This window comes from Thermopirellula anaerolimosa (genome assembly GCF_054657335.1).
The window spans coordinates 966,003-988,150 of sequence record NZ_BAAHYX010000006.1 but is presented as its reverse complement, the minus strand read 5'-3'; the positions used below and the strand labels follow the sequence as shown (position 1 = coordinate 988,150).

18 protein-coding genes are annotated in these 22,148 nt (G+C 60.1%); 13 read left to right on the top strand and 5 right to left on the bottom strand.

The annotated features are described in order from the left end of the window. Positions 1 to 80: 80 nt before the first annotated feature. The 9 genes from ACYQ6J_RS09785 (at position 81) to ACYQ6J_RS09745 (ending at position 9,319) form a co-directional block, all read left to right on the top strand. Entirely contained in the window at positions 81 to 833 is a 753-nt protein-coding gene (locus tag ACYQ6J_RS09785) for a YebC/PmpR family DNA-binding transcriptional regulator (RefSeq protein WP_460183997.1), read from the top strand. 96 nt (positions 834 to 929) lie between these two features. Then, the gene (nikR, locus tag ACYQ6J_RS09780; RefSeq protein WP_460183996.1) at positions 930 to 1,367 is read left to right on the top strand and encodes a nickel-responsive transcriptional regulator NikR; all 438 of its coding nucleotides are present in this window, start codon (positions 930 to 932) and stop codon (positions 1,365 to 1,367) included. A gap of 109 nt (positions 1,368 to 1,476) precedes the next feature. Continuing rightward, the gene (locus ACYQ6J_RS09775) at positions 1,477 to 2,034 is read left to right on the top strand and encodes an O-acetyl-ADP-ribose deacetylase (RefSeq protein ID WP_460183995.1); all 558 of its coding nucleotides are present in this window, start codon (positions 1,477 to 1,479) and stop codon (positions 2,032 to 2,034) included. 339 nt (positions 2,035 to 2,373) lie between these two features. Then, positions 2,374 to 3,777, top strand: coding sequence for an MATE family efflux transporter (locus ACYQ6J_RS09770; protein ID WP_460183994.1), 1,404 nt, complete (start codon positions 2,374 to 2,376; stop codon positions 3,775 to 3,777). A 315-nt stretch (positions 3,778 to 4,092) separates the two neighbouring features. Further along, entirely contained in the window at positions 4,093 to 6,015 is a 1,923-nt protein-coding gene (gene speA / locus ACYQ6J_RS09765) for a biosynthetic arginine decarboxylase (protein WP_460183993.1), read from the top strand. Between the two features lie 601 nt (positions 6,016 to 6,616). Further along, positions 6,617 to 7,312 (top strand): FHA domain-containing protein, encoded by a 696-nt coding sequence (locus ACYQ6J_RS09760; RefSeq protein ID WP_460183992.1) that lies wholly within the window; start codon positions 6,617 to 6,619, stop codon positions 7,310 to 7,312. A 23-nt stretch (positions 7,313 to 7,335) separates the two neighbouring features. After that, positions 7,336 to 7,638 (top strand): hypothetical protein, encoded by a 303-nt coding sequence (locus ACYQ6J_RS09755; RefSeq protein WP_460183991.1) that lies wholly within the window; start codon positions 7,336 to 7,338, stop codon positions 7,636 to 7,638. 533 nt (positions 7,639 to 8,171) lie between these two features. After that, positions 8,172 to 8,723: a hypothetical protein gene (locus ACYQ6J_RS09750; protein ID WP_460183990.1), complete on the top strand. Its 552-nt coding sequence runs from the start codon at positions 8,172 to 8,174 to the stop codon at positions 8,721 to 8,723. A 119-nt stretch (positions 8,724 to 8,842) separates the two neighbouring features. Next, positions 8,843 to 9,319 carry a dTDP-4-dehydrorhamnose 3,5-epimerase family protein gene (locus tag ACYQ6J_RS09745; protein ID WP_460183989.1) on the top strand — a complete coding sequence of 159 codons (477 nt, stop codon included), beginning with the start codon at positions 8,843 to 8,845 and terminating at the stop codon, positions 9,317 to 9,319. 88 nt (positions 9,320 to 9,407) lie between these two features. Here the strand turns inward: ACYQ6J_RS09745 and ACYQ6J_RS09740 are convergent, their stop codons facing one another. From ACYQ6J_RS09740 to ACYQ6J_RS09730, 3 genes are all read right to left on the bottom strand, one after another. After that, positions 9,408 to 10,103 carry a 3-keto-disaccharide hydrolase gene (locus ACYQ6J_RS09740; protein WP_460183988.1) on the bottom strand — a complete coding sequence of 232 codons (696 nt, stop codon included), beginning with the start codon at positions 10,101 to 10,103 and terminating at the stop codon, positions 9,408 to 9,410. A gap of 512 nt (positions 10,104 to 10,615) precedes the next feature. Then, entirely contained in the window at positions 10,616 to 12,520 is a 1,905-nt protein-coding gene (locus tag ACYQ6J_RS09735) for a right-handed parallel beta-helix repeat-containing protein (protein WP_460183987.1), read from the bottom strand. Positions 12,521 to 12,611: 91 nt separating this feature from the next. Continuing rightward, on the bottom strand, positions 12,612 to 14,666 hold the full coding sequence (locus tag ACYQ6J_RS09730; RefSeq protein WP_460183986.1) for a hypothetical protein: 2,055 nt from the start codon (positions 14,664 to 14,666) through the stop codon (positions 12,612 to 12,614). A gap of 397 nt (positions 14,667 to 15,063) precedes the next feature. Here ACYQ6J_RS09730 and ACYQ6J_RS09725 point away from each other — a divergent pair, with 397 nt between their 5' ends. From ACYQ6J_RS09725 to ACYQ6J_RS09715, 3 genes are all read left to right on the top strand, one after another. Next, the gene (locus ACYQ6J_RS09725; protein ID WP_460183985.1) at positions 15,064 to 16,212 is read left to right on the top strand and encodes a BtaA family protein; all 1,149 of its coding nucleotides are present in this window, start codon (positions 15,064 to 15,066) and stop codon (positions 16,210 to 16,212) included. 100 nt (positions 16,213 to 16,312) lie between these two features. After that, positions 16,313 to 17,098 (top strand): class I SAM-dependent methyltransferase, encoded by a 786-nt coding sequence (locus ACYQ6J_RS09720; protein WP_460183984.1) that lies wholly within the window; start codon positions 16,313 to 16,315, stop codon positions 17,096 to 17,098. Between the two features lie 93 nt (positions 17,099 to 17,191). Continuing rightward, positions 17,192 to 17,608 (top strand): ASCH domain-containing protein, encoded by a 417-nt coding sequence (locus ACYQ6J_RS09715; RefSeq protein WP_460183983.1) that lies wholly within the window; start codon positions 17,192 to 17,194, stop codon positions 17,606 to 17,608. Here ACYQ6J_RS09715 and ACYQ6J_RS09710 read toward each other — a convergent pair. Together ACYQ6J_RS09710 and ACYQ6J_RS09705 are read right to left on the bottom strand one after the other, a co-directional pair. Then, positions 17,605 to 18,783 (bottom strand): glycosyltransferase, encoded by a 1,179-nt coding sequence (locus ACYQ6J_RS09710; RefSeq protein ID WP_460183982.1) that lies wholly within the window; start codon positions 18,781 to 18,783, stop codon positions 17,605 to 17,607. The two genes, ACYQ6J_RS09715 and ACYQ6J_RS09710, sit on opposite strands and share 4 nt — an antisense overlap. Positions 18,784 to 18,885: 102 nt before the next feature. Then, positions 18,886 to 20,724 (bottom strand): bifunctional homocysteine S-methyltransferase/methylenetetrahydrofolate reductase, encoded by a 1,839-nt coding sequence (locus ACYQ6J_RS09705; RefSeq protein ID WP_460183981.1) that lies wholly within the window; start codon positions 20,722 to 20,724, stop codon positions 18,886 to 18,888. A 758-nt stretch (positions 20,725 to 21,482) separates the two neighbouring features. Between ACYQ6J_RS09705 and ACYQ6J_RS09700 the strand changes: the two genes are divergently transcribed. Then, complete coding sequence (locus ACYQ6J_RS09700) at positions 21,483 to 22,064, top strand: hypothetical protein (RefSeq protein ID WP_460183980.1); 582 nt, start codon at positions 21,483 to 21,485, stop codon at positions 22,062 to 22,064. Positions 22,065 to 22,148 lie beyond the last annotated feature (84 nt).

The window sequence follows — 22,148 nt, the reverse complement described above, 5'->3', positions numbered from 1 at the left end:
GACCGCTCGCGGGCGGATCGCGATCTTCGGTTTCGGACCAATCCACTAGAAACTTCCGTTACGAGCAAGGATTCGCAGATATGGCGGGTCATTCGCACTGGGCCGGCATTAAGCACAAAAAGGCGGCGGTGGACGCGAAGCGGGGAAAGATTTGGAGCAAACTTTCCAAGGCGATCATCGTCGCGGCGCGGACGGGGGGCGGCGACCCCAACTTCAATGCCCGACTCCGCGTTGCTATTGACGCCGCTAAGGCAGCCGGTATGCCCAAGGACAACATCACCCGCGCGGTCAAACGCGGTACGGGTGAGATCGAAGGGGCCGCCTTGGAGGAAGTCGTTTATGAGGGCTACGGTCCCAACGGCGTGGCCATCCTCTGCGACGTTCTGACGGACAACCGCAACCGCACGACGGCTGAAATCCGCAAGTGTTTCGATCTTCACGGCGGCAAACTCGGATCCGCCGGTTGCGTCGCTTGGATGTTCGATACCAAGGGGTTGTTCGTCATCGCGGCGGACAAGGTCTCCGAGGAAAAGCTCATGGAAACGGCCCTGGAGGCGGGCGCGGAAGACGTCAAGCGCGAGGGGGACCGATTCGTGCTGACCTGCGATCCGAGCGTGTTCGCTGCCGTCAACGACGCGTTGGCAAACGCGGAAATCCCCTGCGAGTCGGCCGAGATTACCCGCATCGCCAAGGATTACGTGGATCTCGATGCCGACACCGCCAGAAAGGTCCTCAAGTTGATGGAGGAATTGGACGAGCACGACGACGTGCAAAACGTGTCCTCTAATTTCAACATTCCCGAGGAAGTCATGGCCGAGTTGTCCGCGTCGTAAAAGCACGAACCGGCCCACGCTTTTACGGCAGCCCCGACTTCCGTTGCTTGGGCCCCGGATTGCCGCCCTTCAAGCTGCGTAAGGGGAGGTCCGACCGTGTCGGAAATCGTTCGCTTCTCGGTGTCGGTGGAAGGCGATCTGTTCGAACGGTTCGATCATTTCTGCCGAGAAGAGCACTTCGCGACCCGGAGCGAGGCGGTCCGCCAACTGATGCGGGAAATGCTGACCCGCCGCGCCTGGCTGGAAGACGCTCACGACGTCGCGGGGACGCTGACCTTGCTGTACGACCACCATCGCGAGCAACTCCGCGACCAATTGGCGGAGTTGCAGCACGAGCATCACGACGTCGTCGTCTCGACCATGCACGTGCATTTGACGCATGACTTATGCCTCGAAGTCGTCGTGCTGCGAGGACCTGCCTCCCGCATACGCGAACTGGTCGCGCGGCTCAAGGGATTGAAGGGCGTCCATCGCGGCGAATGGGTACTGGCCGGGGTGCCCGCCGGTGAACCGCACCGGCATCCCGACCAATAACGGGCAAGAGGACGTCGGCGGGCGCTCGATTCGTCCCGCTTCTTCTTGAGTCTCCGGTCAGGGTTCGTACTTCAATCCATCCGCATCCGTACAGAAGGAGCGGCCCGTCATGAAGATGACGATCGGCGATTGCGTCGTCGAACTTGTACAAGGAGACATCACCGACCAGGCGACGGACGCCGTAGTCAATGCGGCCAACAGTCGCCTGGCGGGCGGAGGCGGTGTGGACGGTGCCATTCATCGCCGCGGCGGTCCTCAAATCATGGAAGAGACGCGACGACTCTACCCCGACGGTTGCCCTACCGGTTCCGCCGTCATATCGTCGGCGGGGAATCTTTCGGCCCGATACGTCATCCACGCCGTGGGTCCCGTGTATTCGGGCGGAAAATCGCAGGAAGCCGAACTCTTGGCTTCGGCCTATCGGCGGTCTCTGGAATTGGCAATGGAACACAACTGCCGCAGCGTGGCCTTTCCCGCTTTGAGCGCCGGTGCGTACGGCTACCCCCTGCCTCAGGCCGCGGCGATCGCCGTGAAGACGGTGGGGGAGTTCCTTCGAGAGCACGGCGGACCGAAATTGGTACGATTCGTCCTTTTCGGCGAATCGGCCTACCATGCTTTCGAGACGGCCCTGGCGGACTACGGCCGAAGCCTCACCCAAAACGCCTGACGGCACATCACGTCCCCGGTCGGCTCGACCTTGCCGGAAAACATTTCCGTACGACGCGGTTCGGAAGTCGGCTTTGGGCGAACTCACCGCGCTTGTTTTGCGTTATACTTGCGACTTTGGGAACTTTCGGAACAGAGGGATCGGCAAGCCCGGGCGGTGAATCCGGCAATCGCTCGGCATGACGGAGACAAAAGCCCGCAAGACGGTGCGACGCAACCCCAAGCGTCCGTGGCGGAACCCTTACGTGCCGTTCTCTGTGATGATTCCCCCGTGGGCCGACCTTTTTCGCAGATCGTCAGAATCGCCCGTCGGCCGTAAGCCGCGGCACTCGAGATATCCATGTCCAACTTGGGAAACGATTGGATCGATGAGCCGGGCGTGGTTCGGCCGCTGCTTCGGCTGGCTTGGCCGGTCCTTGCCGAGCAACTGCTTGCGATGCTGGTCGGACTATCCGATACGGCGTTGACGGGTTACTTCTTGGAGGAGCGTCATTTGGCGGCCATCAACTTGATGGCTTACCTCCTTTGGCTCTTCTACGCGATATTCAGCGTGGTGGCGACCGGGGCGGCCGCGCTCGTTGCCCGTTTCGTCGGCGCCCGAAAACCCGCCGTGGCGCAGCGGGCCGTTCAGCAGTCATTTGTCATCGGCATGCTGTTGGCGGTCGCCGGTGCCGCATTCGGCTTGCTCTTCGCCGAATGGTTGGTGGGGGTCTTGCAACTCAAAGGACCGTCCGCGGAATGCGCCGTACGATACCTGCACTACATTATGCCCGTCATGCCCATGGTGATGATTAACGCAGTGGGAATTTCCTGCCTGCGAGGCGCCGGGGCCATGGTGCAAGGGCTTCTGGTCATGACGGTGGTCAATTTCGTAAACATCAGCGTGAGTTGGGCCCTCTGTCTCGGACTGGGCCCGCTCCCGCGTTGGGGTTGGGACGGCATCGCCTTCGGCACGGCTTGCGGTTATACGGTCGGCGGACTCGCGGTCGCCGCGATGCTGTGGCGAGGGGTTCACGGTTTGCGATTGAACGTCCGCGGCTTTCGTCCGCATGTGCGGCTGATGTGGCGGGTTCTCCGCATCGGCATCCCCGGCGGCTTGGATACCCTGTCCGTGGTCGGCAGCCAACTCTGGTTCCTTAGCGTGATCAATAGCTTGGGAGATCGCGCGGCGGCGGCCCACGGCATTGCCATTCGCGTGGAGTCGCTGGCGTTCATCCCCGCCGCCGCCTTTCAGGTGGCTGCCGCGACCATGGCGGGCCAATACCTGGGCGCCGGACTCAAGGCCAAGGCCGAACGCTCGGTTTGGATGGCGTGCCTGGTCGGCGGAATCTTCATGTGTTTGGCCGGCCTGCTGTTTTACCTCTATCCGGTGACGTTGGCGTCGCTGCTGCTGGGAGAACATCAAAGAGAAATCGCCTTGGCGGCGGCCCCGCTCCTCCGCACGATCGCGGTGGCCATGCCTCCGCTGACGCTCGTCATTGTGCTGAGCGGCGCGCTCCGCGGGGCGGGCGACACCCGTTGGCCGCTGGCTTTCAGCCTCATCGGCCTGCTGGGGATTCGCGTGCCCGCCGCACACTGGTTGGCCCTCGACGCCCTCCATGTGCCGCTACTGGGGGCTCAAATTACGGGATTGGGCTTGGGGGTCGTCGGGGCGTGGTACGCCATGGTAACGGATTTGTACGTGCGAGCGGTCTTGATGGTCTGGCGAGTTCGCCACGGGGGTTGGAAGGACGTTCGAGTCTGACGAGACTTCGCAACGCACCTAAGGCGGCTTGCCGGCGTGGACCGCTCCGGAAATCTCACGGCACAGAGTCCCGGCGGTTTCACGTCTTTTGCCCCCTTTTCAGCCGGCGGAAAAGGAATACCATACGATAATAACTGCGTCGCGGTCCCGTGAAAGAATTCACCTTCTTTCCACCGTGGGAAACAACCGGCGAAAAAGCACGGCAATTCGTTCGGAATCGGGACGCCGCCCAACCTCCGGCAAGGGTCGCGATAATTCAAGGCGTTTCTCCTCGGCTTAGCTGCACCATCAAACACGAAACGGGGGTGAAGATCGATGCTCCAAATCGAGTTGCAGGCGCGACGTTGGTCCGTTGCTGACGCCGAGGAACTGTACGAGGTCGCAAGTTGGGGGAAGGGCTACTTCTCGGTCAACCAGGCGGGACACGTTTGCGTTCACCCGGAAAAAGACCCGAAACGCGCCATCGATTTGAAACACCTACTGGATCGCTTGATCGTCCGCGGCCTCCAAACCCCCGTGCTCTTGCGATTTGGTGGCATTTTGAAGCATCGACTTCGCGACCTGAAGGAGGCATTCAGTCAAGCCATCGCCGAACACGACTACCGGGGCGGGTACCACCTAGTCTATCCCATCAAGGTCAATCAGCAGCGCCAGGTGGTGGAGGAAATTCTTCGCTACGGATCCAGTTACCACTTCGGTCTGGAGGCCGGAAGCAAGCCCGAACTGTTGGCGGTCATTGCCCTGGCCGATAACGAGACCCCCATCGTTTGTAACGGATTCAAGGATGCACGCTTCATCGAGACGGCGATGCTCGCTCAAAAGATGGGGCGCAATATTTTCTTGGTCGTGGAAAAATTCACGGACTTGGAACTCATCTTGCACTTTGCCAAGGAGGTCGGAGTTCGGCCCAACATCGGGGTGCGGGTCAAACTGGCTGCCACCGGTTCCGGTAGGTGGCAGTCCTCCGGGGGCTACCGTTCCAAGTTCGGTCTGACCGTCAGCGAGATCCTGCGTGCCCTTCAGCTTCTCAAAGAGCAGGACATGGCCGACTGCTTCAAGCTCTTGCATTTCCACTTGGGAAGTCAGATCACCAACATCCGCCACATCAAGGCCGCCCTCACCGAAGGCGCCCGGGTCTATGCCGACCTGTATCGCCAAGGGGCCGGCCTGGAGTATCTCGACGTGGGCGGCGGATTGGGCGTCGATTACGACGGTTCGCAGACGACGTTTGAATCCAGCGTCAATTACACGCTGCAAGAGTATGCTAACGACGTGGTGTACCACATTCAGACCGTTTGCGACGATACGGAAGTACCGCACCCCACGATCTTCTCGGAAAGCGGTCGCGCCGTCGTTTCCTATAACAGCGTTTTGATCTTCAACGTCTTAGGCGTGGCGGACCGCGGCGAAAACGGCCTTCCCGAGGCGATTGCCGAGGACGCCGAACAACCCCTTCACGATTTGCGACAGACCTACGATTCGCTGAACGTCCGCAATCTGCTGGAAAGTTTCCACGACGCGCAAGAGGCCATGGAAAACAGCATTACGCTGTTCAACAACGGCTATATGTCGCTGGAGCAGCGGGCCTTCGCCGAAAACCTCTATTGGGCGATCTGCCGCAAAATCCACCGCATGATGCATCAACTGGAGTACGTTCCCGAGGAACTGGAGATACTCGATTCCCTTTTGAGCGAAACGTACTACTGCAATTTCTCGCTGTTCCAGTCGCTACCCGACAGTTGGGCCATCAAACAACTCTTTCCCATCATGCCCATCCACCGATTGACGGAACAGCCTACGCACCAAGCCATCCTGGCGGACATCACCTGCGATTCGGACGGCAAGATCGATCGCTTCATCGATCGCCACGACGTCAAACGCACGCTGACGCTGCACGAATTCCGCGGGGAACCGTATTTCCTGGGTGTTTTTCTGGTGGGTGCCTACCAGGAAATCCTAGGTGACTTGCACAACCTCTTCGGAGACACCAACGCCGTTCACGTCGATTTGGACGAGGATGGCGACGTCGTGGTGGAAACCGTGATCAACGGCGACTCGGTCCGCGAGGTCCTGTCCTACGTGGAATTCGACCCCAACACCCTGGTCGTCCGCTTGCGAAGCAGCTTGGAAGAGGCCATCCGCAGGGGGTGGATCGACGATCGGCAGGCGGGACGGTTGCTTCGGTTCTACGAGTCGGGCTTGGAAGGTTACACCTATTTGGAAAACCCGTCGGAGTGACGGCGAACGCTCCCGCTTCACGACCCGTAAGAATGAGGGAGTCAACAGCGGGCCACGTACGCTGCGGCGGCCATGGAATGCAATCCGCATCCCATTCGCCGTCATCCCTGATTGACAGCCACGGCAACTCGAGACACCAAGAGCCGCGGACCGCTCGACAAGACGCACAGACGCGGGCAGATAATCCATGCTAGAGAGTTAAATAGCTCCACCCAGTTAGGTTGTCCGTTTTGCATTTTAGGCAAAAGAGAAAAAAGAGTCTTACGACATCGGATCATGCTTTGACTGTCGGCTCCCTCTTTGGTACGATGCACAGGGGTAGTGATATCTTTGTCGATTTTTCAGTGGAAGCCGATTTTGCGAGCTTCCCGATCCCATCGGATGCCGACCTCGAGTCGCATCCATGAGTTGATTGCCTGACAAGACGGGCAAACCGGAACGGCGGAAGGCGTATTTTCCCGATCGTTTGGGGCAGGTAACCGGCATCATTGGATGTTCGGCTTGGCCGGGGGGTCGTTCTTTGGTGAACGATCCCGGGTCGACTGTCGGTTCCATGCGGAAGATTCCGCATTGCCCTTAGAACGAATAAAGGTGTTAGGCGATGGATGTGAAACTTGTCGTCGCGAACGGGAAATTTGCCGGTAAGGCCATTCCGGTGGCCGGTCCGAAGTTTTTCATCGGTCGGGCCGAGGACTGCCAGCTTCGTCCTGCCAGCGAGTTGGTCAGTCGACATCACTGTGTGATTATCGTGGAGGGCGATTACGTCGCCGTTCGCGATTTCGGATCTAAGAACGGCACCTACGTCAACGGTCAGCGAGTCCGCGGGGAAATCATGCTGAAGGACGGCGACACGCTCACGGTGGGCGTGTTGGAGTTCACGGTGCGAACCGCCGCCGCGCCGGCGAAACCGTCCAAGCCGAAGGTCGAATCCGTCATGGAGGCCGTCACGCGGACCGCGGCACAGGCGGCGTCCACCGATTTCGACGTCGATTCGTGGTTGGAAAACGATTCTAAAGAAGCGGAGGCTCATGCCGAAACGAAGACGATCGAGGTGCCTCCGCCCAGTGCGCGTCCGTCATCGATGACGGACACCAATCCGCCTCACGATACCCCCGAAAAGCCGGTCGATCCCGAAACTCGCAAGGCCCTGGCCAGCATCTTCAGCGACGAGGACGATACGACGTCATCGACGACGGAGGCCCAGAAAAAGGAATCCGGCAAGTTTAAGAAACCGCAACCCGCCAGCTCCGATTCTGCCGCAGCCAACGTCCTGAAAAACCTTTTCCGAAGGACCTGACCCGACATCCAGCGAGGTGCAACTTGGCAAAAAAGCGCGAGGAGTCGTCGGACCGTCAGCCCCGAAAACGCAAGTCGAAAATAGCGGGCATTGTGGGTGTAGGTTTGGATGGAGACGACGGCCAGACCCGAATCACGCGTGGTAAGAATTTCGTCCTTTGGGGCGGAAGCCAAGACACGCACGCCATGATGCAAGAGACCGCCATCAAAGTGAACGAGTCTCTGGAAAAGCGTGGAAAACAACTGCAAGACGTTTCTCCCAGCGAGTTGCGGGAAATCTTTCACCAAGTAACCGATTCCATGGGCATTCGCCGAGAGGGCGAATAGCGTTAGCCTCTTATCTCCAGCGGAGAGTATTCCGCGCCAGATTCGCCTGTCCGGATTCGGGAGGAATCTGCCACTCCGCTTGGTTGATGCGAATCCGACACCCCAACTGGAACTGTTCTTTCCTTCTTGCGCTGACGGAAAAGTGTTTGGTTTGGGAAAACTTTTCCGGTTTCTCGCCGCGTCGCTCTAATCGTGTGATATACTTTCCTGGCCAATCATTTTTCCTAGATTGACCAATCGGAACCAATTATCACACCAGTTTCCCACCACGGGCGACCACCGTCGCAGTCCCTGCCGTTTCCGCATTGTGGACCTGGCCCCATAAATCAGGGGGGCATTCCCGGCCAAATGGTCCGTAAATGGTGCGGCAGCATGGTCACCTCGTACCCGACTTGGGACGCTTTCAGCCAAGAGGGAAGCGACTCTTGGGAGTTCCCGGGCGTCGAACGTCGCGGTCTCGAGTAAGGCGTGGGGGGACTGCCCGTACGGGAAAGACGTCCGACGCAGATTCGCAAGGGAAGGAGATTCAGGACGTGGCTCGCGACAAGAAGACCGCATCGAAGTCGAATCAGAAAAAGCAGGCTGCCGAAGACCAACCGTCCCGCGAAAAAAGCCGATCGCGACCGGGCGCTCCGGTATTCGTTCGCGCCGGGCGGACAAAGTCCCCGAGCAAACCCGCCCGAGCGAAATCCGCGACCGCTGCCGTCGCCGATGAATCTCTTGCCCGTGCCGGCGATGCGATCGTCACCGTTGATCGACGCGTGGGTGACAGGCGATCGGGCCAAGATCGCAGGCAAAAGCAGATCCCCGTCGCCGTGGAGCGCCGAAAACTCGAACGCCGGGCGAAGGTGCCCCGACGACGGCAGATCGACCCCACCACCTGCGAACGGGACTATTCGGCCGACGAAATCGAGTTCATGCGAGCTTTGGAGGCCTACAAGCGCAGCAGTGGACGCATGTTTCCCACCTGTAGCGAGATTCTGGAAGTACTCCGCAACTTGGGCTACGAAAAACGGCCCATGCCGTCGCATGCCGAACCGGCAAAAACCGATGAACCGGAGAACTCGGCGGCGGTCGGCGGGTAGGCTATACTAAGGCCTTTTCATTCCGATTGCCGATGCGTCCCTGCCGGAGATTCCGCCCGCGGCACGTCCCGCACCGACGAACCGGTAGGCCGACCGTCCTCAACCGATTGCGGATTTCCATGAAGTATCGAGATGCCGCCATTCACGACGTCGTATTGCGTCCCCTCCGCCGATTCAGCGATGCCAGGGGATGGCTGATCGAGTTGTTTCGCCACGACGAGCTTGATCCGCAGGTTCACCCCGTCATGGCCTACGTCAGCGAAACGCTCCCCGGCGTTGCCAGAGGTCCGCACGAACATGCAGACCAAACCGATGTTTTCGCATTTTTCGGACCTGGAGATTTCAAGCTCTATCTTTGGGACGCCCGACCTGATAGTCCTACGTACGGTTGCCGCCTAGCGATCGTCGTCGGAACGTCGAAACCCACCCTCGCCGTGATTCCGCCTGGGGTGGTTCACGCCTACAAGAACATCAGCGACGTGCCGGGCCTGGTGTTCAACGCCCCGAATCGCCTCTATGCCGGCTGGGGCAAGAAAGAAAAAGTGGACGAAATCCGCCATGAGGACATAGCGGATTCGCCCTTTGTGTTGGATTGAGATTTTTCGCTTCCGAGCGCGATTTGGCGCACCTAACGACTCTGGCGTGGTTCTGCGCCTCTCACGATCGGCGAACGGCGAGATTCGCTCAGTCCAGCGGTTTGACCCGAATGTTGCGGTACGCAACCGGACCGTGATCGCCCTGGAACATGAGCGGTCCGCGCGGTGCTTCCTTCCCGGTCACACCGCCCGGCGTTTGGCTCGTCAATTCCAAGTTCTCGTGGAGGACTTGGCCGTTCAAAATCACCTTGACCAACATGCCGTTGGCAACTTTCTTACCCGTCGCGTCGAACTTCGGCGCGCGGTATTCGATGTGGTACTTCTGCCATTCGCCGGGTTGCTTGCTAGCGTTGACCTTGGGTACGGCCATGCTGTACACGGCACCCATGTCGCCCATTCCCAACTGGGTCTTGCCGTAACTGTCCAGGACCTGAATCTCATACTCGCCCATGACGTAGATGCCCGAATTGGACCCCTTCGGGACCATCACTTCCAGTTCGATCACGGCGTCGCCGAACGTCTGCTCGGTATAGATATCCACGCCGTGTCCTTCCACGTTGACCAGTTCCGCCCCGCCCTCTTTGTAGGCCAAGGCCGCGGGATTTGCGGGATCGAGCGAGGCCGTTCCCGCCTTCCACTTACTCTTTTCGGCATCGCCTTTGTACTTCCAGCCATCCAAGCCGGGCTTGACGGGAATGGATATCCAGCCCTCCTCCGCCCGGACCGTCGCCGCCATCATGCCGGCAGTCAACAAAGCCGCAGCCAAGATGCTCAGTTTCTTCACGGTAGAACTCTCCTTCTGTTGCAGGGAACCACGAACGAAACAACATCACGCGAATGACGATTCGCGAGCACGCATTCATTTTGGAGTCAGACCGAGTGCCGTCGTATCGGGAAATCTCACCACGCCGCCCCGGGGCATCACGGTTGCGAAAAACCGCCGCGTTGCTCGCCGGTCACACCAGGCGGATGGATCTCGCATGCAAGCATGAACCCTTTGCGAGGCCGCAGGTGACGTTCATCGCAGCCGGAGACCCGACAAAAACGGCAGCCCAATGAATTCGCACATGTTCGTACACGCGAGGCTGGTCAACGCAGGCGGGACACGCAAAACGGCGAACTAACACGGGGCCGATCGGCACCCGCGAGGACCGATCCCAGGCTTCATTATCTCTGTCCATCTTAGACCGCGTGCAACCAGGCCGCAATCAATTCAACGCTTACCGTTACTTCGAATCGGGCGGGATACTTGTCTTCGCCGCATGATGTCCGCCCGACGCTGCCACGGCGGTTTGCTCAGGGATTGGCGCGCGGCCCCGCGGACGCGGAAATCTCAGGCGGCGGTTCCCACGACGCGGCCTCGATCACCTCGTTTTCTTCAAACACCAATGTGGCCGGGTCGGTCCTGTTGTATCGAAACGGCGGGACGCCGGGCAAACACACCAAACGGTTGCCGCGCAAAGTCACTTCCAAGGCACGATGGAAACGGATAGGGCTTCGGCCCGTCGCGTAGATGGTTTGCCGCGTCACCAGAATATCGCTGCTGCCTTCGTCCATGAAGATGCCGTTGCTCTCGGCCCCGTCTTCGTTGGCCGGGATATCGTGAATGACGTTGCCTTCCAAGACGGACCCGGGTTGTCGTCCCAGCGTGTAAATACCGCCTCCGTCGTGCAATACCAGCATGCAATGGTGGATGTGGTTGGCGACGACGCGGTTGTCGCGGCATCCGGTCGGGGAATCGTTCCAACTCCATCCGACCGAAATGCCCGTATAGGGCAAATAGGCCACCTCGTTGCGTTCGATGACGTTGCCCGCGGACAGCCCCACCCAAATTCCCACCGCCTCGTAGAACTGCTTGCCGCACCCCATCACACGGCAATCCGAGACACGGTTGCCAAAACTGCAAGCGTTGCCATAAGGTGAAGACCACGCCGGCCCTGCTTCCGCCGTCGGTCGGGTCACGGTTTCTCCGATATTGATGCCGTTACCCGATATGTCCTCGAATTCGCAACCTTCCACGCTGCAATGGTGAACTTGCCGCCGCAACCACAACCCCGAAGCGCCCAGTTGCGTGAATCGGCAGTTGCGGAAGACGCAATTCGCGGCATAATCCACGGTGACCGCGGCGGGCAACAACTCGCGTCCCGGACGATCGGGCACGCGCGGTTCGTACACTGAGGCCTGACCGGAGGCGTAGCCCGCCTCGGGCAAGTCCCAGCGACAATGGGCAAACGTGATGCCCTCCACTCGCAGGTTGCCGACCGGCCTTCCGGTCGCCGGGTCGCCGCTGACCGTCAGCAAGGATGTCGCCTCGGGGACCGTCGCTTCGATCTCCTCCAGTCTCTCCCCCGGCATCGGAATGTAACGGACTTCCCCGCTCTTTTCGTCCAGGAGCCACTCGCCGGGCGCGTCGAGCATATCCGGGCCGTTTTCCAAGTAGTAGCGAGGGTGCGGCCAATTGCAGATGGCGTAGTGCGGAGCGGAACAGCCGACCACTTGCGAGAAACGGACCTCCAACGTCCGTGGCTCGAATCCGGCGATCTTGACCCGCGACGTGGACCAATCGTGAAAGTACACGAACTCCGCTTGATCCAGGTTGCCGGCAAACAGCGGGGCATCCTCGGCGTAAATGAAGAGGCTGGTACGGCGATCCTGTCCCGAGCGATCGACGCGGCGAAATCCCTCGTTCGGCGTTCGAGCCCGCACGGCACGGCGACCGTTCACAAACAACTCGCGAAAGACCGTGCGTTCCCCCGTGGCGGCGCCGGCCTGCGCTATCCAGCGGCCTCCGGATTCGCGCCAACCAACGATGGAGCGACCGCCGCTGATCACGACCGACCCCGAATCATCTGCGGAGATTACCAGTGCCCCCGGTCCCGGAGATTCCTCGGGGCCGATCACGATAGGGTCCCGCAGGCGATACAGACCGGGCTTGAGGACGACTCGGATATCCGGATCGCCTCCCGTTTCCCGCCGCTTTTGCCGCACCAATTCGACTGCCCGGGGTAACGATGCCACCGGAGCCTGGGCCGTACCGTTTGCGGAATCGTCGCCGTCGGGCGCTACGAAGATGACATGTTCCGCAACCCCGACTGCCGTAGCGGGTCGATTCACGGCGAATTGCAGAATCACGCACGCCCCAAAAAACAGCGCGAGGAGCCTTGCTCTCCGCCATAATCCACCAGAATATCGAAGCAACATGAAAAACCTCCCAGCTAGGAAAGATTCGCGGCGCCCGCCCACGCATCGGAATCGGCGGAAAGCCCACATCCGGCACATCTTTGAAAACGCGTCATTGCACCAAGATTCGCGTCTCTCGCGGGGGCAGTGTTATGGACACGCCTTCCGCGTCCGCTCCCCGACTCTCGGACTCGGCCGAATGCGGATTCAATACCAGCCAAGCGCCCGATTTCGACGAGCGAACGCGCCCCGACCATTCGGAACGACCGACGTTCACCAGCAGCAGGATATCGCGTCCGTTGCGGGAGAACCGCCCCAGCGTCAAGGCGTCGTCGGCGGGTTCCACTACCACGTCCGGCACGACCTCACTGCGGACGTTATTGACGCCGATCGGTCGCTCCGCATTATCTCGAATGACTTTGCCGCCCGCCGCCTCCCACTCGGCCACGACCTTTGCCGCCTCCGGGGGCAACTCGGCATCCATAGGCACGAGCAAGGCCGACAATTCCACGCCGCCGAGATGCAACCTGCCTTCCGGGGTGACTTTTCCCGCAGCCAAAAAGTCGTGATCGGTCAAAACGAAGGGAATCTGCCGCCGTTGCAGGCTTTGCCCCAAACGATAGTACGAGCTTACCAACCGTTGCGCCCGCTCGCTTTGCGAGTCCAAACGTAGAGGTCCCGCCACCGGTCGATACTCGGTCCAAAGATCGCGGATCGGGTAATACAGCCCCACCTGCCGAACAGGCATGGCGTCGCGAAGCACGGTATTCAACCGTCCCACGAATAGCCCGTATTGCAAGTTCTCCTCGCGAGAGCGATCCTCGGGACTGTAATAAAGCGTGAATTCCGTGACGCCCCAGGCGGCCTGCCAGGCCGCGGTTGCCAGCATGGCGTCCAAGGGAGCGGGACCGGCCCCCGACATCTTTTGCGCGAAGTCGCTGACTTCCGTCATGACGCGCCGATTCCCTCGCAGCAGCGCACCGGAAAGGGGCATGGCGGCGGTTTGCCATCCCGAGTGCATGACCGCCTGCGGATCGGACGACAGCATATCCAACCCCGGTATGTCCATCATCGAGATCGCCTTCAAACCGTTCCCGTAGAGGGGAACGTGGTGAATGATCGACTCCTCATGCAGATTGTGCCCGGACGATGCGGTCCGATGAGCCTGGGTCCAGTGTTGAATCCGGCCGAAATAGCGTTCCGCCGTCAGATCCCCTACCAAGCTCCAGTAGCGCCGTCGCACCTCCCGATCTTCTTCGGTGTCGCCCGCGAACAGCGACTTGCGGCACTCCTCCAGGTTTTGGTGATATCGTTCCGCATAACGGTCGGCCAAGTCGTAGACCCAAGGTACGGTGGGGAGTTTCGGCACATTGGGGTCGACGGGATCTTCGACGGGCACCTTGCTGCCGGCGGGTTCCGGGATCGGTCCCAGGTCCACGGCCATCAACGACGGCTCATCCGTAAAAAACGCCCGAATCGTGGTTCCAAAGTGCGGTTGCAAACGCCGGAAGTACGCCTCGTGCGTCACCTCGATGAATCGCTGCGTCGCGCGATCGTCGAGAAGGTTCGGGTAGCGGCGCTTGGCGTGATAATTGTTGGCCGCATGGGTATGCTCATAGGCGCGTCTGAGGAAGAATGCGGCGGGATCGGAGAGATCGGTGCCGGAGAAGGCCAGCACCAGGGCCTCGAATTCCGGATGCCCGCGGAGCACCAGTCCCCCCGCCGATGCGCTGGGATATCCCTTTTCGTCGTAGATCCAAACCTGCATGCCGAGTTTCGAGCATGTGTCTACCGCCTGGATCAACGTTTGCCAATGCTGCTCGGATTCCAGATATTGATCGAAGGCAACGTTGCACACAATGCCGCCGCGACCGCGGCGCAGAAAATACTCCATGCCCTCGTCCGAGACCGCCGAGTCTCGCTTTTCGCCCAAGATCTGTTCCATGCCGTCGGCCCTGGCAAACCGCGGGGCCACACCGTGAACGATCTGCATGGGACGGCATTCCAGGGGCGGATTCTCCCACGCCGCCTTCCATTCCGCCGGAATCCCCTCGCCCGCCTGAGCTAATGCCGCCGGTGAGACGGTCAAACAGACCGCTGCCGCCAAGAAACCGGCGCGAAGGGACGAAATACCGCAGGGTGGGATCGACTTCGAACGCTTTCTCATGGGCGAAGACCTCTCCTCGCAAAGGGCAGGGACCGACGAACGTGGGTGGGCACGGCGCGGCAACACCGGCGCCGTTCGCCCGGCATTATAACAGGTTCGAGATCGCTTTGGACAACGGGCGGTTCTTTCCCGCCGCAGTCGCCGGGGAGCCAAGACCTCGATTCCCCGCCGCGCCGGGCAATCCCAAGCGGCCCCGAAGCGGCGATCACCGAGGGCGCGAAGAAAATCCTCGCCGTTCTTGTTAACCGCAAGGATTCCCGTATATTGAGTTTTTACGTTGAGATGCGTCGAGACCCCGTCAATGCGGGGTCTCCGCGGCGGGGCTTTTCCATCGCACAAAAAAAGGGCTCACGAAATGTCCGTAGGGGAATGGGTAAGCGGCCGGGTTTTCAACCTCGTGCATCGACATAACCTGGTGTACAACACCTGCTGGGAGGACCCTCGCCTCGATCGGCAAGCGCTGAACATCGGCCCCGACGACACGATTTTGGTCATCACCTCCGCCGGTTGCAATGCGTTGGACTACGTTCTCTGCAATCCTCGGCGGGTTTATGCGGTGGACATGAATCCGCGGCAAAACGCGCTCTTGGAATTGAAGATCGCCGGAATCCGAAAGCTGGATTTCGAAACGTTTTTTCTGATCTTCGGGGAGGGGCGCTTTCGGCACATGGACGAACTGTATCACGACGTCCTGCGCCGCGAGTTGACGCCCTTTGCCCGTCGCTTTTGGGATAAGTACGTTCACCGCTTTTTCGGAAAGAAGCGTTCCTTCTATTTCCGCGGTACCGCCGGGGCTTTCGCCCGCGTGATGAACACCTATCTCACCCGAGTCGCCAAAGTCCGCCCGTGGGTGGAGCGGATACTGAACGCCCAATCGCTCGACGAGCAACGGGAAATCTACGAGAAGCATCTACGGGAGCAGGTCTGGACGCCGGTTTTACGGTTTCTCGTCAGTCGCGACACCATGCTATCGCTGGTCGGCGTTCCCCGCGCGCAGCGCCAACAAATCGAATCGCAGTATGCCGGCGGTATCGCGCAGTATGTGCAAGACGCCGTCGAGGCGGTCTTCGCCAAGCTACCCCTGGCCGACAACTATTTCTGGCGGGTTTACATCATGGGTAGCTACACGCGATCGTGCTGCCCGGAATACTTGAAGGAGGAGAATTTCAACCGCCTCAAATCAGGCTTGGTGGATCGCATCGAAATCCACACGGACACGGTCGAGGGCTTTTTGGCCTCGCACGACACCCCCGTTTCGCGATTCGTCCTGCTCGATCACATGGACTGGTTGTCGGGAAGATATTTCCCGATCCTGGAACGGGAGTGGCAAGCCATCTTCGATCGCGCGGCGCCAGGGGCGCGGGCCATCTGGCGGAGCGGGGGCTTGCGTACCGACTTCGTCGATCGCGTGAAAATCGAGTTCCAAGGTCGCCCGACGATGCTGGGCGAACAGCTTACCTACCATCACGACTGGGCGCGAGAACTGCACGCCAAGTGCCGCGTTCACACCTACGGCAGTTTTTACATCGCGGATCTCAACGTGTAGATGTGCTTTATGTTGCGCATTGCGGCGGGTCGCCCTCGGCGGTTGCCGCGGTAACTGCGTGCACAAGGTTTGCGGCCCCTAAGGAGTCATTATTCCCATCATGGGCGTGCTTGCGGATATCAAGATTCTGTATCGCATGGTCTTTCATCCCGGTCGCGGCGCCGATCACGCCGAGCGATTGGAATCCTTCTACGCCGCGCAAGCCGACAATTACGACTCATTCCGAAAACGCTTGCTTCAGGGGCGCGAAGAGTTGTGGCGGGCGTTGGGGATTCCTCAGGACGGCGTTTGGGTCGATTTGGGTGCCGGGACCGGAGCCAACGCCGAGAATTTCGGCCCCGGAATCGAAAATCTACGAAGAATACACCTGGTCGATTTATCACCGTCGCTCTTGGAGGTCGCCAAGCGACGAATTGCCGACCGAGGCTGGAGCAACGTGGTCACCCATGTCGCGGACGCCACGAGATTCCGTCCTGAAGAACCCGCCGACGTGGTTACGTTCTCCTACTCGCTGACGATGATCCCCGACTGGTTTGCGGCCTTGGAAAACGCATTCGCCATGCTGAAGCCGGGCGGCAGGATCGGCGTCGTGGATTTTTACGTTTCGAGAAAATTTCCGGCCGAGGGACTGCGGCGTCACGGCACGTTTTCGCGACTGTTCTGGACGTTCTGGTTCAATTACGACAACGTCTTCCCGTCGCCCGACCACATTCCGTATCTCCAGCGGCATTTCGATACCGTCCTCTTGGAAGAACACCGCGCCAAAGTCCCTTATCTCCCCTTTGCCAAGGCTCCCTACTATATCTTCGTGGGACAAAAACCCGCCGAGGATTCGCCAACAAAAGCATCGGTTGCAAAGGCGGTCGCCGAGCCTGCCTCCGCTTGATCGGCCGCGATCAGCCGGCCCGCCTCACGGCGGCATCGGATTTATCGAGATCGATTTCAATTCAGGGAAGTCGCCCGGGAAGAAAGCTCGACGATGCTTCTGTTCAAAAAGAAGTTCATGGACGCCATTCGTAACGGGACGAAGACCCAGACGATTCGACTCTGGAAATGGCGACGGATGAAGGAGGGGCAAAAGAGTTACATTCCGGGGGCGGGTTATATCGTGATCGACGAGGTCGCGGAAGTCCGACTCGAAGATCTGACCGATGACGATGCTCGCCCCGACGGTTTTGCAACTGCCGCAGATTTGCGCGCCGAGATCGCGCAACTCTACCCCACGGCGGAAGCCGACGGTTACCGCGCATTCCGCGTCCGCTTTCACGTCTGCCCGCCGGAGGAGCAGGTGCGTTTGCGGGAGGCGAGCAGGCTACGGAAGGCTCGGCGACGGAAAAAGAGCCTCGAATCCCAATCCGAATCCGTCGAAGAGACGACGGCGGATGGGCCCGATTAACGAGTTCTCGTCTCGAGCAACTCCCGATATACCGCCATCACGCGTCGCATTCTTCGCTCGAACGAGTAACGTTCCTGAACGATGGCCCGACCGGCCCGGCCCAATCTTTGCCGCAAATCGGAGTCCCGGAGTTGCCGCAGAGCCTCGGCCAAACCGATGTCGTCTCCCGGTCGGATCGTCAGACCGTTGACGCCGTCCTCAATCACTCGGCCGATTCCGCCCACCGGCGTGGAAACGACCGGAACCTCGCAGGCTAAGGCCTCCAGCAGCACGTTCGGCAAGCCCTCGTCGAGACTGGTGATGACAAAGGCGTCGAAGCCTTGATAGTAGGTCAGCGTGTCGGACTGAAACCCTTCCAGCGTTACCGTCCCTTGCAAGCGATCCCGTTGGATCAAGGCGGCCAAACGTTCGTGTTCGGGGCCCTCGCCGACGATCATCACGCGGATGGGCGAACCGACCTCGGTAAGACGCCGCGCCGCTCGCAGCAGCGTGGGATAATCCTTCTCCGGGGATAGGCGGCCCACCGCGCCCACCAAAAAAGCGTCGCCTGTCAAACCGAGTCGGGCCTTAGCCGCCTCATTAGGCTCACGCCGAGCGTAAAGATCGGTATCGACGCCGTTTTCGATCACCCGACAAAATCGGGCCGGGATTCCCGCCCGAATGCACTGCCGCTTCAAATCCTCCGAGACGCAAATCACCCGATCGAAGCCGCGCAGGCTCAATTGATGAATCCAGCGATACAATCGGACCCGGCGACCCGGCACGCCCCAACCGTGGACCGTACTGACCAGGAAGATCTCTTTTCGCGCCCGCCGCATCACCAACCCCAGCGGATCGCTCTTGTAATCGTGTCCGTGCCAGATGTCGGGCCTCAATCGATCGCACACGCCGACCAGTTCGCGGACCAAACGCAAATCGCACGGGCCATGATCCGGCAAGTCGAGCAAGGGCGTTCCCCAGGCGTCGGCACGGCGACGCAAGACTTCAAAGCCGGGATCCTGCGGCGGATGGAGATAGAGGCACTGTGCATCCCAGCCAGCCGCTCGCAAATAGGGCGGCGATCGCAGAATCGTCTTTTCGGGACCGCCGCCCGTTCCCGTCACGGTACGGACATGCAGCACCAGCGGACGTCGCTTCGCGTCGCGATCGTGCCGAGCGGGCGAGTCGTCCTCCACGGCGAAAAACCTCCCGGCGAAATAGTTTGTCCCGATTCGCTCGGTGCGCGGGATGCAACACGGTTCGTCCCATTCCGTAACCGACGTTCGCAGTCGCCCGTCTCAAGGCTCCGTGCCCTCGATGACGGCCAAGGCGATTTCGGCCTTACCGAAGGGGGCGCTGACTTGAATGCCCGCCACGCGGTCCCGAACCCGTTCCACCGCTTGCCGGGCGATCTCCACCCCCATCTTGAGCTGATCGTCCCGACTGGATACCGACGCCATCTTATCCATCACCCAATCCGGAATGACCACGCCCGGCACTTCATTTTTCATGAAGGTCGCATTCCTGAGACTGGCCAACGGCCATATCCCGGCGATGATCGGGATGTCGTGCCCCACCCGGTCGAGAAACCGCAGCAACGCGTCGGGGTCGAAGACCGGTTGCGTGATGGCGAACTCCGCTCCGGCCTCGACCTTTTGCCGAAAGCGATCGAGTTCGCGGGATTGATCCAAGGCCGTAGGGTCCAAGCCCACGCCAATGAAGGCTGCCGTAGCCGGGTCGATCGACTGGCCGCCCAAATCCACGCCTTGGTTCAGTCGCTTTTGCACCTGTACCATTCCGATGGAGTCGGTATCGAACACACCCGTGGCGTGCGGGTAATTCCCCAGCTTCGGGGGGTCTCCCGTCACGAAGAGGATGTTGCGAATCCCGCACGCGGCGCACGCCAAGAGGTCGGCTTGCATGCCGATCAAGTTGCGATCCCGGCAGCAGAAGTGCAATATCACCTCGATCATGGCGTCGCGCTGGATTCGATCGGCGGTAATCAGAGGCGAAATCCGGGAACTTGCCCGCGGCCCGTCGGGGATGTTCACCGCATCGACGCCGCGACGATGCAGGAGGCGGCTCTTGGCCACGATCTCGTCCAGGTTGTACCCACGCGGCGGAACTAACTCCACCGAGGTCACCCAGCGACCATGCGACAGGCGAGACGCGAATCGAGAACGATCCGCCGCCGGGACGGGCGGCTTTAATTCGGCCTGCTCCGTGGGCACCGCCGCGATCGGCTTGGTCCGCGCTCGGGCTAGCGGCTTGATCGTTTCGCACAATGCGCGGATGTGTTCCGGCGTCGTTCCGCAGCAACCGCCGACCGCCGCCGCCCCCAACTGCACGTAACGCTTGCCGTATTCCGCGAAATACTCGGGCGAGCAATAGTAGATCAGGCGGTTTTCCACCTCCTTCGGCGTCCCCGCGTTAGGTTGTACGATCAGCGGACGACGGGCGATCTTCACGGCTTGATCGACCGCGGTCAGCATGCCGTGCGGCCCGGAACCGCAGTTCAAACCCCACGCAATCGGTTGCGGCAGTCCGTCGGGAAGAGGGGCCAAGAGACGCTCCACTGTCTCGCCCGACGCCGATTCGCCGTCTTCGTACACTGCCGCCGACAGGACGAAGGGCACGCTCGGTCGCTCCTGCATGGCCCGCGCGCAAAGCTCCAAAGCTTCGCGATTGGGCTGCGTTTCGAAGAGGATGAAATCGACTCCCGCCTCCGTCATGACGTCCACTTGTTCTAAAATCAATCGTCGGTTGGCGTCTTCGTCGCGTGCCGAAGCGCCCAACGGTCCGATCGAACCGGCTACATAAACGAGCCGATCGGCCTGGTCGGCGGTCTCCCGGGCCAACCGTACGCCCGCGCGGATCACGGCCTCGAAACGCTCTCCCAGTCCGTACTTCTCCAGTCGCGTTCGATTGGCGCCGAACGTGTTCGTGGTCAAGACCTCCGCTCCGGCATCGCAGTAATCCTGGTGTATTTGCCGGATCAGCTTTGGTTCCGAGAGAGAAAGCTCGTCGAAACAGCGATTCGTGAAGACGTGGTGCCGATAGATTTCCGTCCCCATGGGACCGTCGAAAACCACCACGCCCTTTTGCAGAAACTCATTGAAAGAAGGCCGTACGCTCATCGAGACACTTGATTCCGAATCTCTGAACCGCACCGGCGAGCAGGAAATTTCGCCGAGTGATATCGCTTTCACTTCATGACGCCGAGATTCCCGATCGTCGAAGTCGCCGCTCCGGCAAGATCGCGTCTCTCGGCCTTCCATGATCCCAATCATTATGACCGATCAAGAGGAATAGACGAACGGGGGTGAGGATTCGAGATGGCGGCCTTGCGCAACGACTCAAACGAGTTCGGTGAGGGCTGTTAGCCCCAATTAGAAATGTCCCCTGATTCTCACGATCACAAATGCCCGCCTAGGTGGGGGGGGGTCCTGCTCTATCAGGGATGGCAGCGATCATCGTCCAGTCCGCAGCCAAGCATTCCGCCGCCGGCCAGTCTTTCACGTGCCGCTCGTTTCTTATGAGGTTTCAGGGCATCCTCCTGTTGCTGGGTTCCCGCCCGGACGCAGCCATGGTATCTGATAGAGAAGAATAGGCAAGGTAGGGTGATTGCGTTCGGGCTTCTGCGGGGTGGTGGGGCGACATGTCCTCCTGTGTTGCGAACGTTACCCGCGTCATTGCCGAAATCACCCCGTCGTTCGGAAAAACCCGCAAGTTCGGAGCAGTTTGTCACGATAAGAAAAGTAGCTTGACTCTCTACGGAAAACAGCGGGCGAGGATTCACCGTTCGGGCGCGAGCTTGGTAACGACTCGGCCGACTGGAGCACGAGTCGCCGACAACAACAGGCAGCCATTCGGGGTGACCATCGAGGAGCGATACATGGCACGCAAAACCGGTCTGTGTTTAGGTTTCGGCTTGGTTTCCGGGCTGCTCTTGCTCGGGTCCGCCGGTTGTGGTACCGCCGTCAGTCCTATGGAATGGGGCGTCTTGAATTACCCCATTCCGGTTTCGCCCTATTTTTCGGACCAATTGGAAGATCGGGCCTGGGAAGAGGAACGGTATCAGAAAATGCCGATTCTTCCGCCGCTGGTGGAGGGCGTTCCACACACGGCGCTTGATGAACCGTCCGACGATGAGATCATGCGCGCGTTGGAAAAGGCGCGACCGTCCGAAGGAGGTTTGCCCTTCCTGCATGAGGTTCAGCGCAATAACGTTCGAATCGTGAAGGAATTGATGACCGATTCGGTCGATCCGCCGCGGGTGTATCCTCTGGTCGGACCCGCCCAATTGCATCACGTTCACTGGAAGTGCACCGTTTACTTCACCGAGCAGATTTGGGTGAGTTGGCCCATCCCGCATATGATTCGCAACGAAGACGCCGTGGAAGTCGTGTACATCGATCACGATCACCTGCACATGGTGGGTAACGTGGACGGCGGCGGGGCCAACGCCAACTATTAAAAGTCGCCGAGCATCGTTGCCCGGCCGCAAGGCGAAATCACCAACGAACGGGTCTCGATCTCGGATCGAGGCCCGTTTTTTCGT

Bases quoted from the DNA above. Each gene is read 5' to 3' on its own strand.
- ACYQ6J_RS09785 (WP_460183997.1), top strand. From the start codon at position 81: ATGGCGGGTCATTCGCACTGGGCCGGCATTAAGCACAAAAAGGCGGCG.
- ACYQ6J_RS09760 (WP_460183992.1), top strand. From the start codon at position 6,617: ATGGATGTGAAACTTGTCGTCGCGAACGGGAAATTTGCCGGTAAGGCC.
- ACYQ6J_RS09705 (WP_460183981.1), bottom strand. From the start codon at position 20,724: ATGAGCGTACGGCCTTCTTTCAATGAGTTTCTGCAAAAGGGCGTGGTG.
- ACYQ6J_RS09715 (WP_460183983.1), top strand. From the start codon at position 17,192: ATGCTTCTGTTCAAAAAGAAGTTCATGGACGCCATTCGTAACGGGACG.
- ACYQ6J_RS09720 (WP_460183984.1), top strand. From the start codon at position 16,313: ATGGGCGTGCTTGCGGATATCAAGATTCTGTATCGCATGGTCTTTCAT.
- ACYQ6J_RS09735 (WP_460183987.1), bottom strand. From the start codon at position 12,520: ATGTTGCTTCGATATTCTGGTGGATTATGGCGGAGAGCAAGGCTCCTC.
- ACYQ6J_RS09775 (WP_460183995.1), top strand. From the start codon at position 1,477: ATGAAGATGACGATCGGCGATTGCGTCGTCGAACTTGTACAAGGAGAC.
- ACYQ6J_RS09745 (WP_460183989.1), top strand. From the start codon at position 8,843: ATGAAGTATCGAGATGCCGCCATTCACGACGTCGTATTGCGTCCCCTC.
- speA (WP_460183993.1), top strand. From the start codon at position 4,093: ATGCTCCAAATCGAGTTGCAGGCGCGACGTTGGTCCGTTGCTGACGCC.
- ACYQ6J_RS09730 (WP_460183986.1), bottom strand. From the start codon at position 14,666: ATGAGAAAGCGTTCGAAGTCGATCCCACCCTGCGGTATTTCGTCCCTT.
- ACYQ6J_RS09700 (WP_460183980.1), top strand. From the start codon at position 21,483: ATGGCACGCAAAACCGGTCTGTGTTTAGGTTTCGGCTTGGTTTCCGGG.
- ACYQ6J_RS09770 (WP_460183994.1), top strand. From the start codon at position 2,374: ATGTCCAACTTGGGAAACGATTGGATCGATGAGCCGGGCGTGGTTCGG.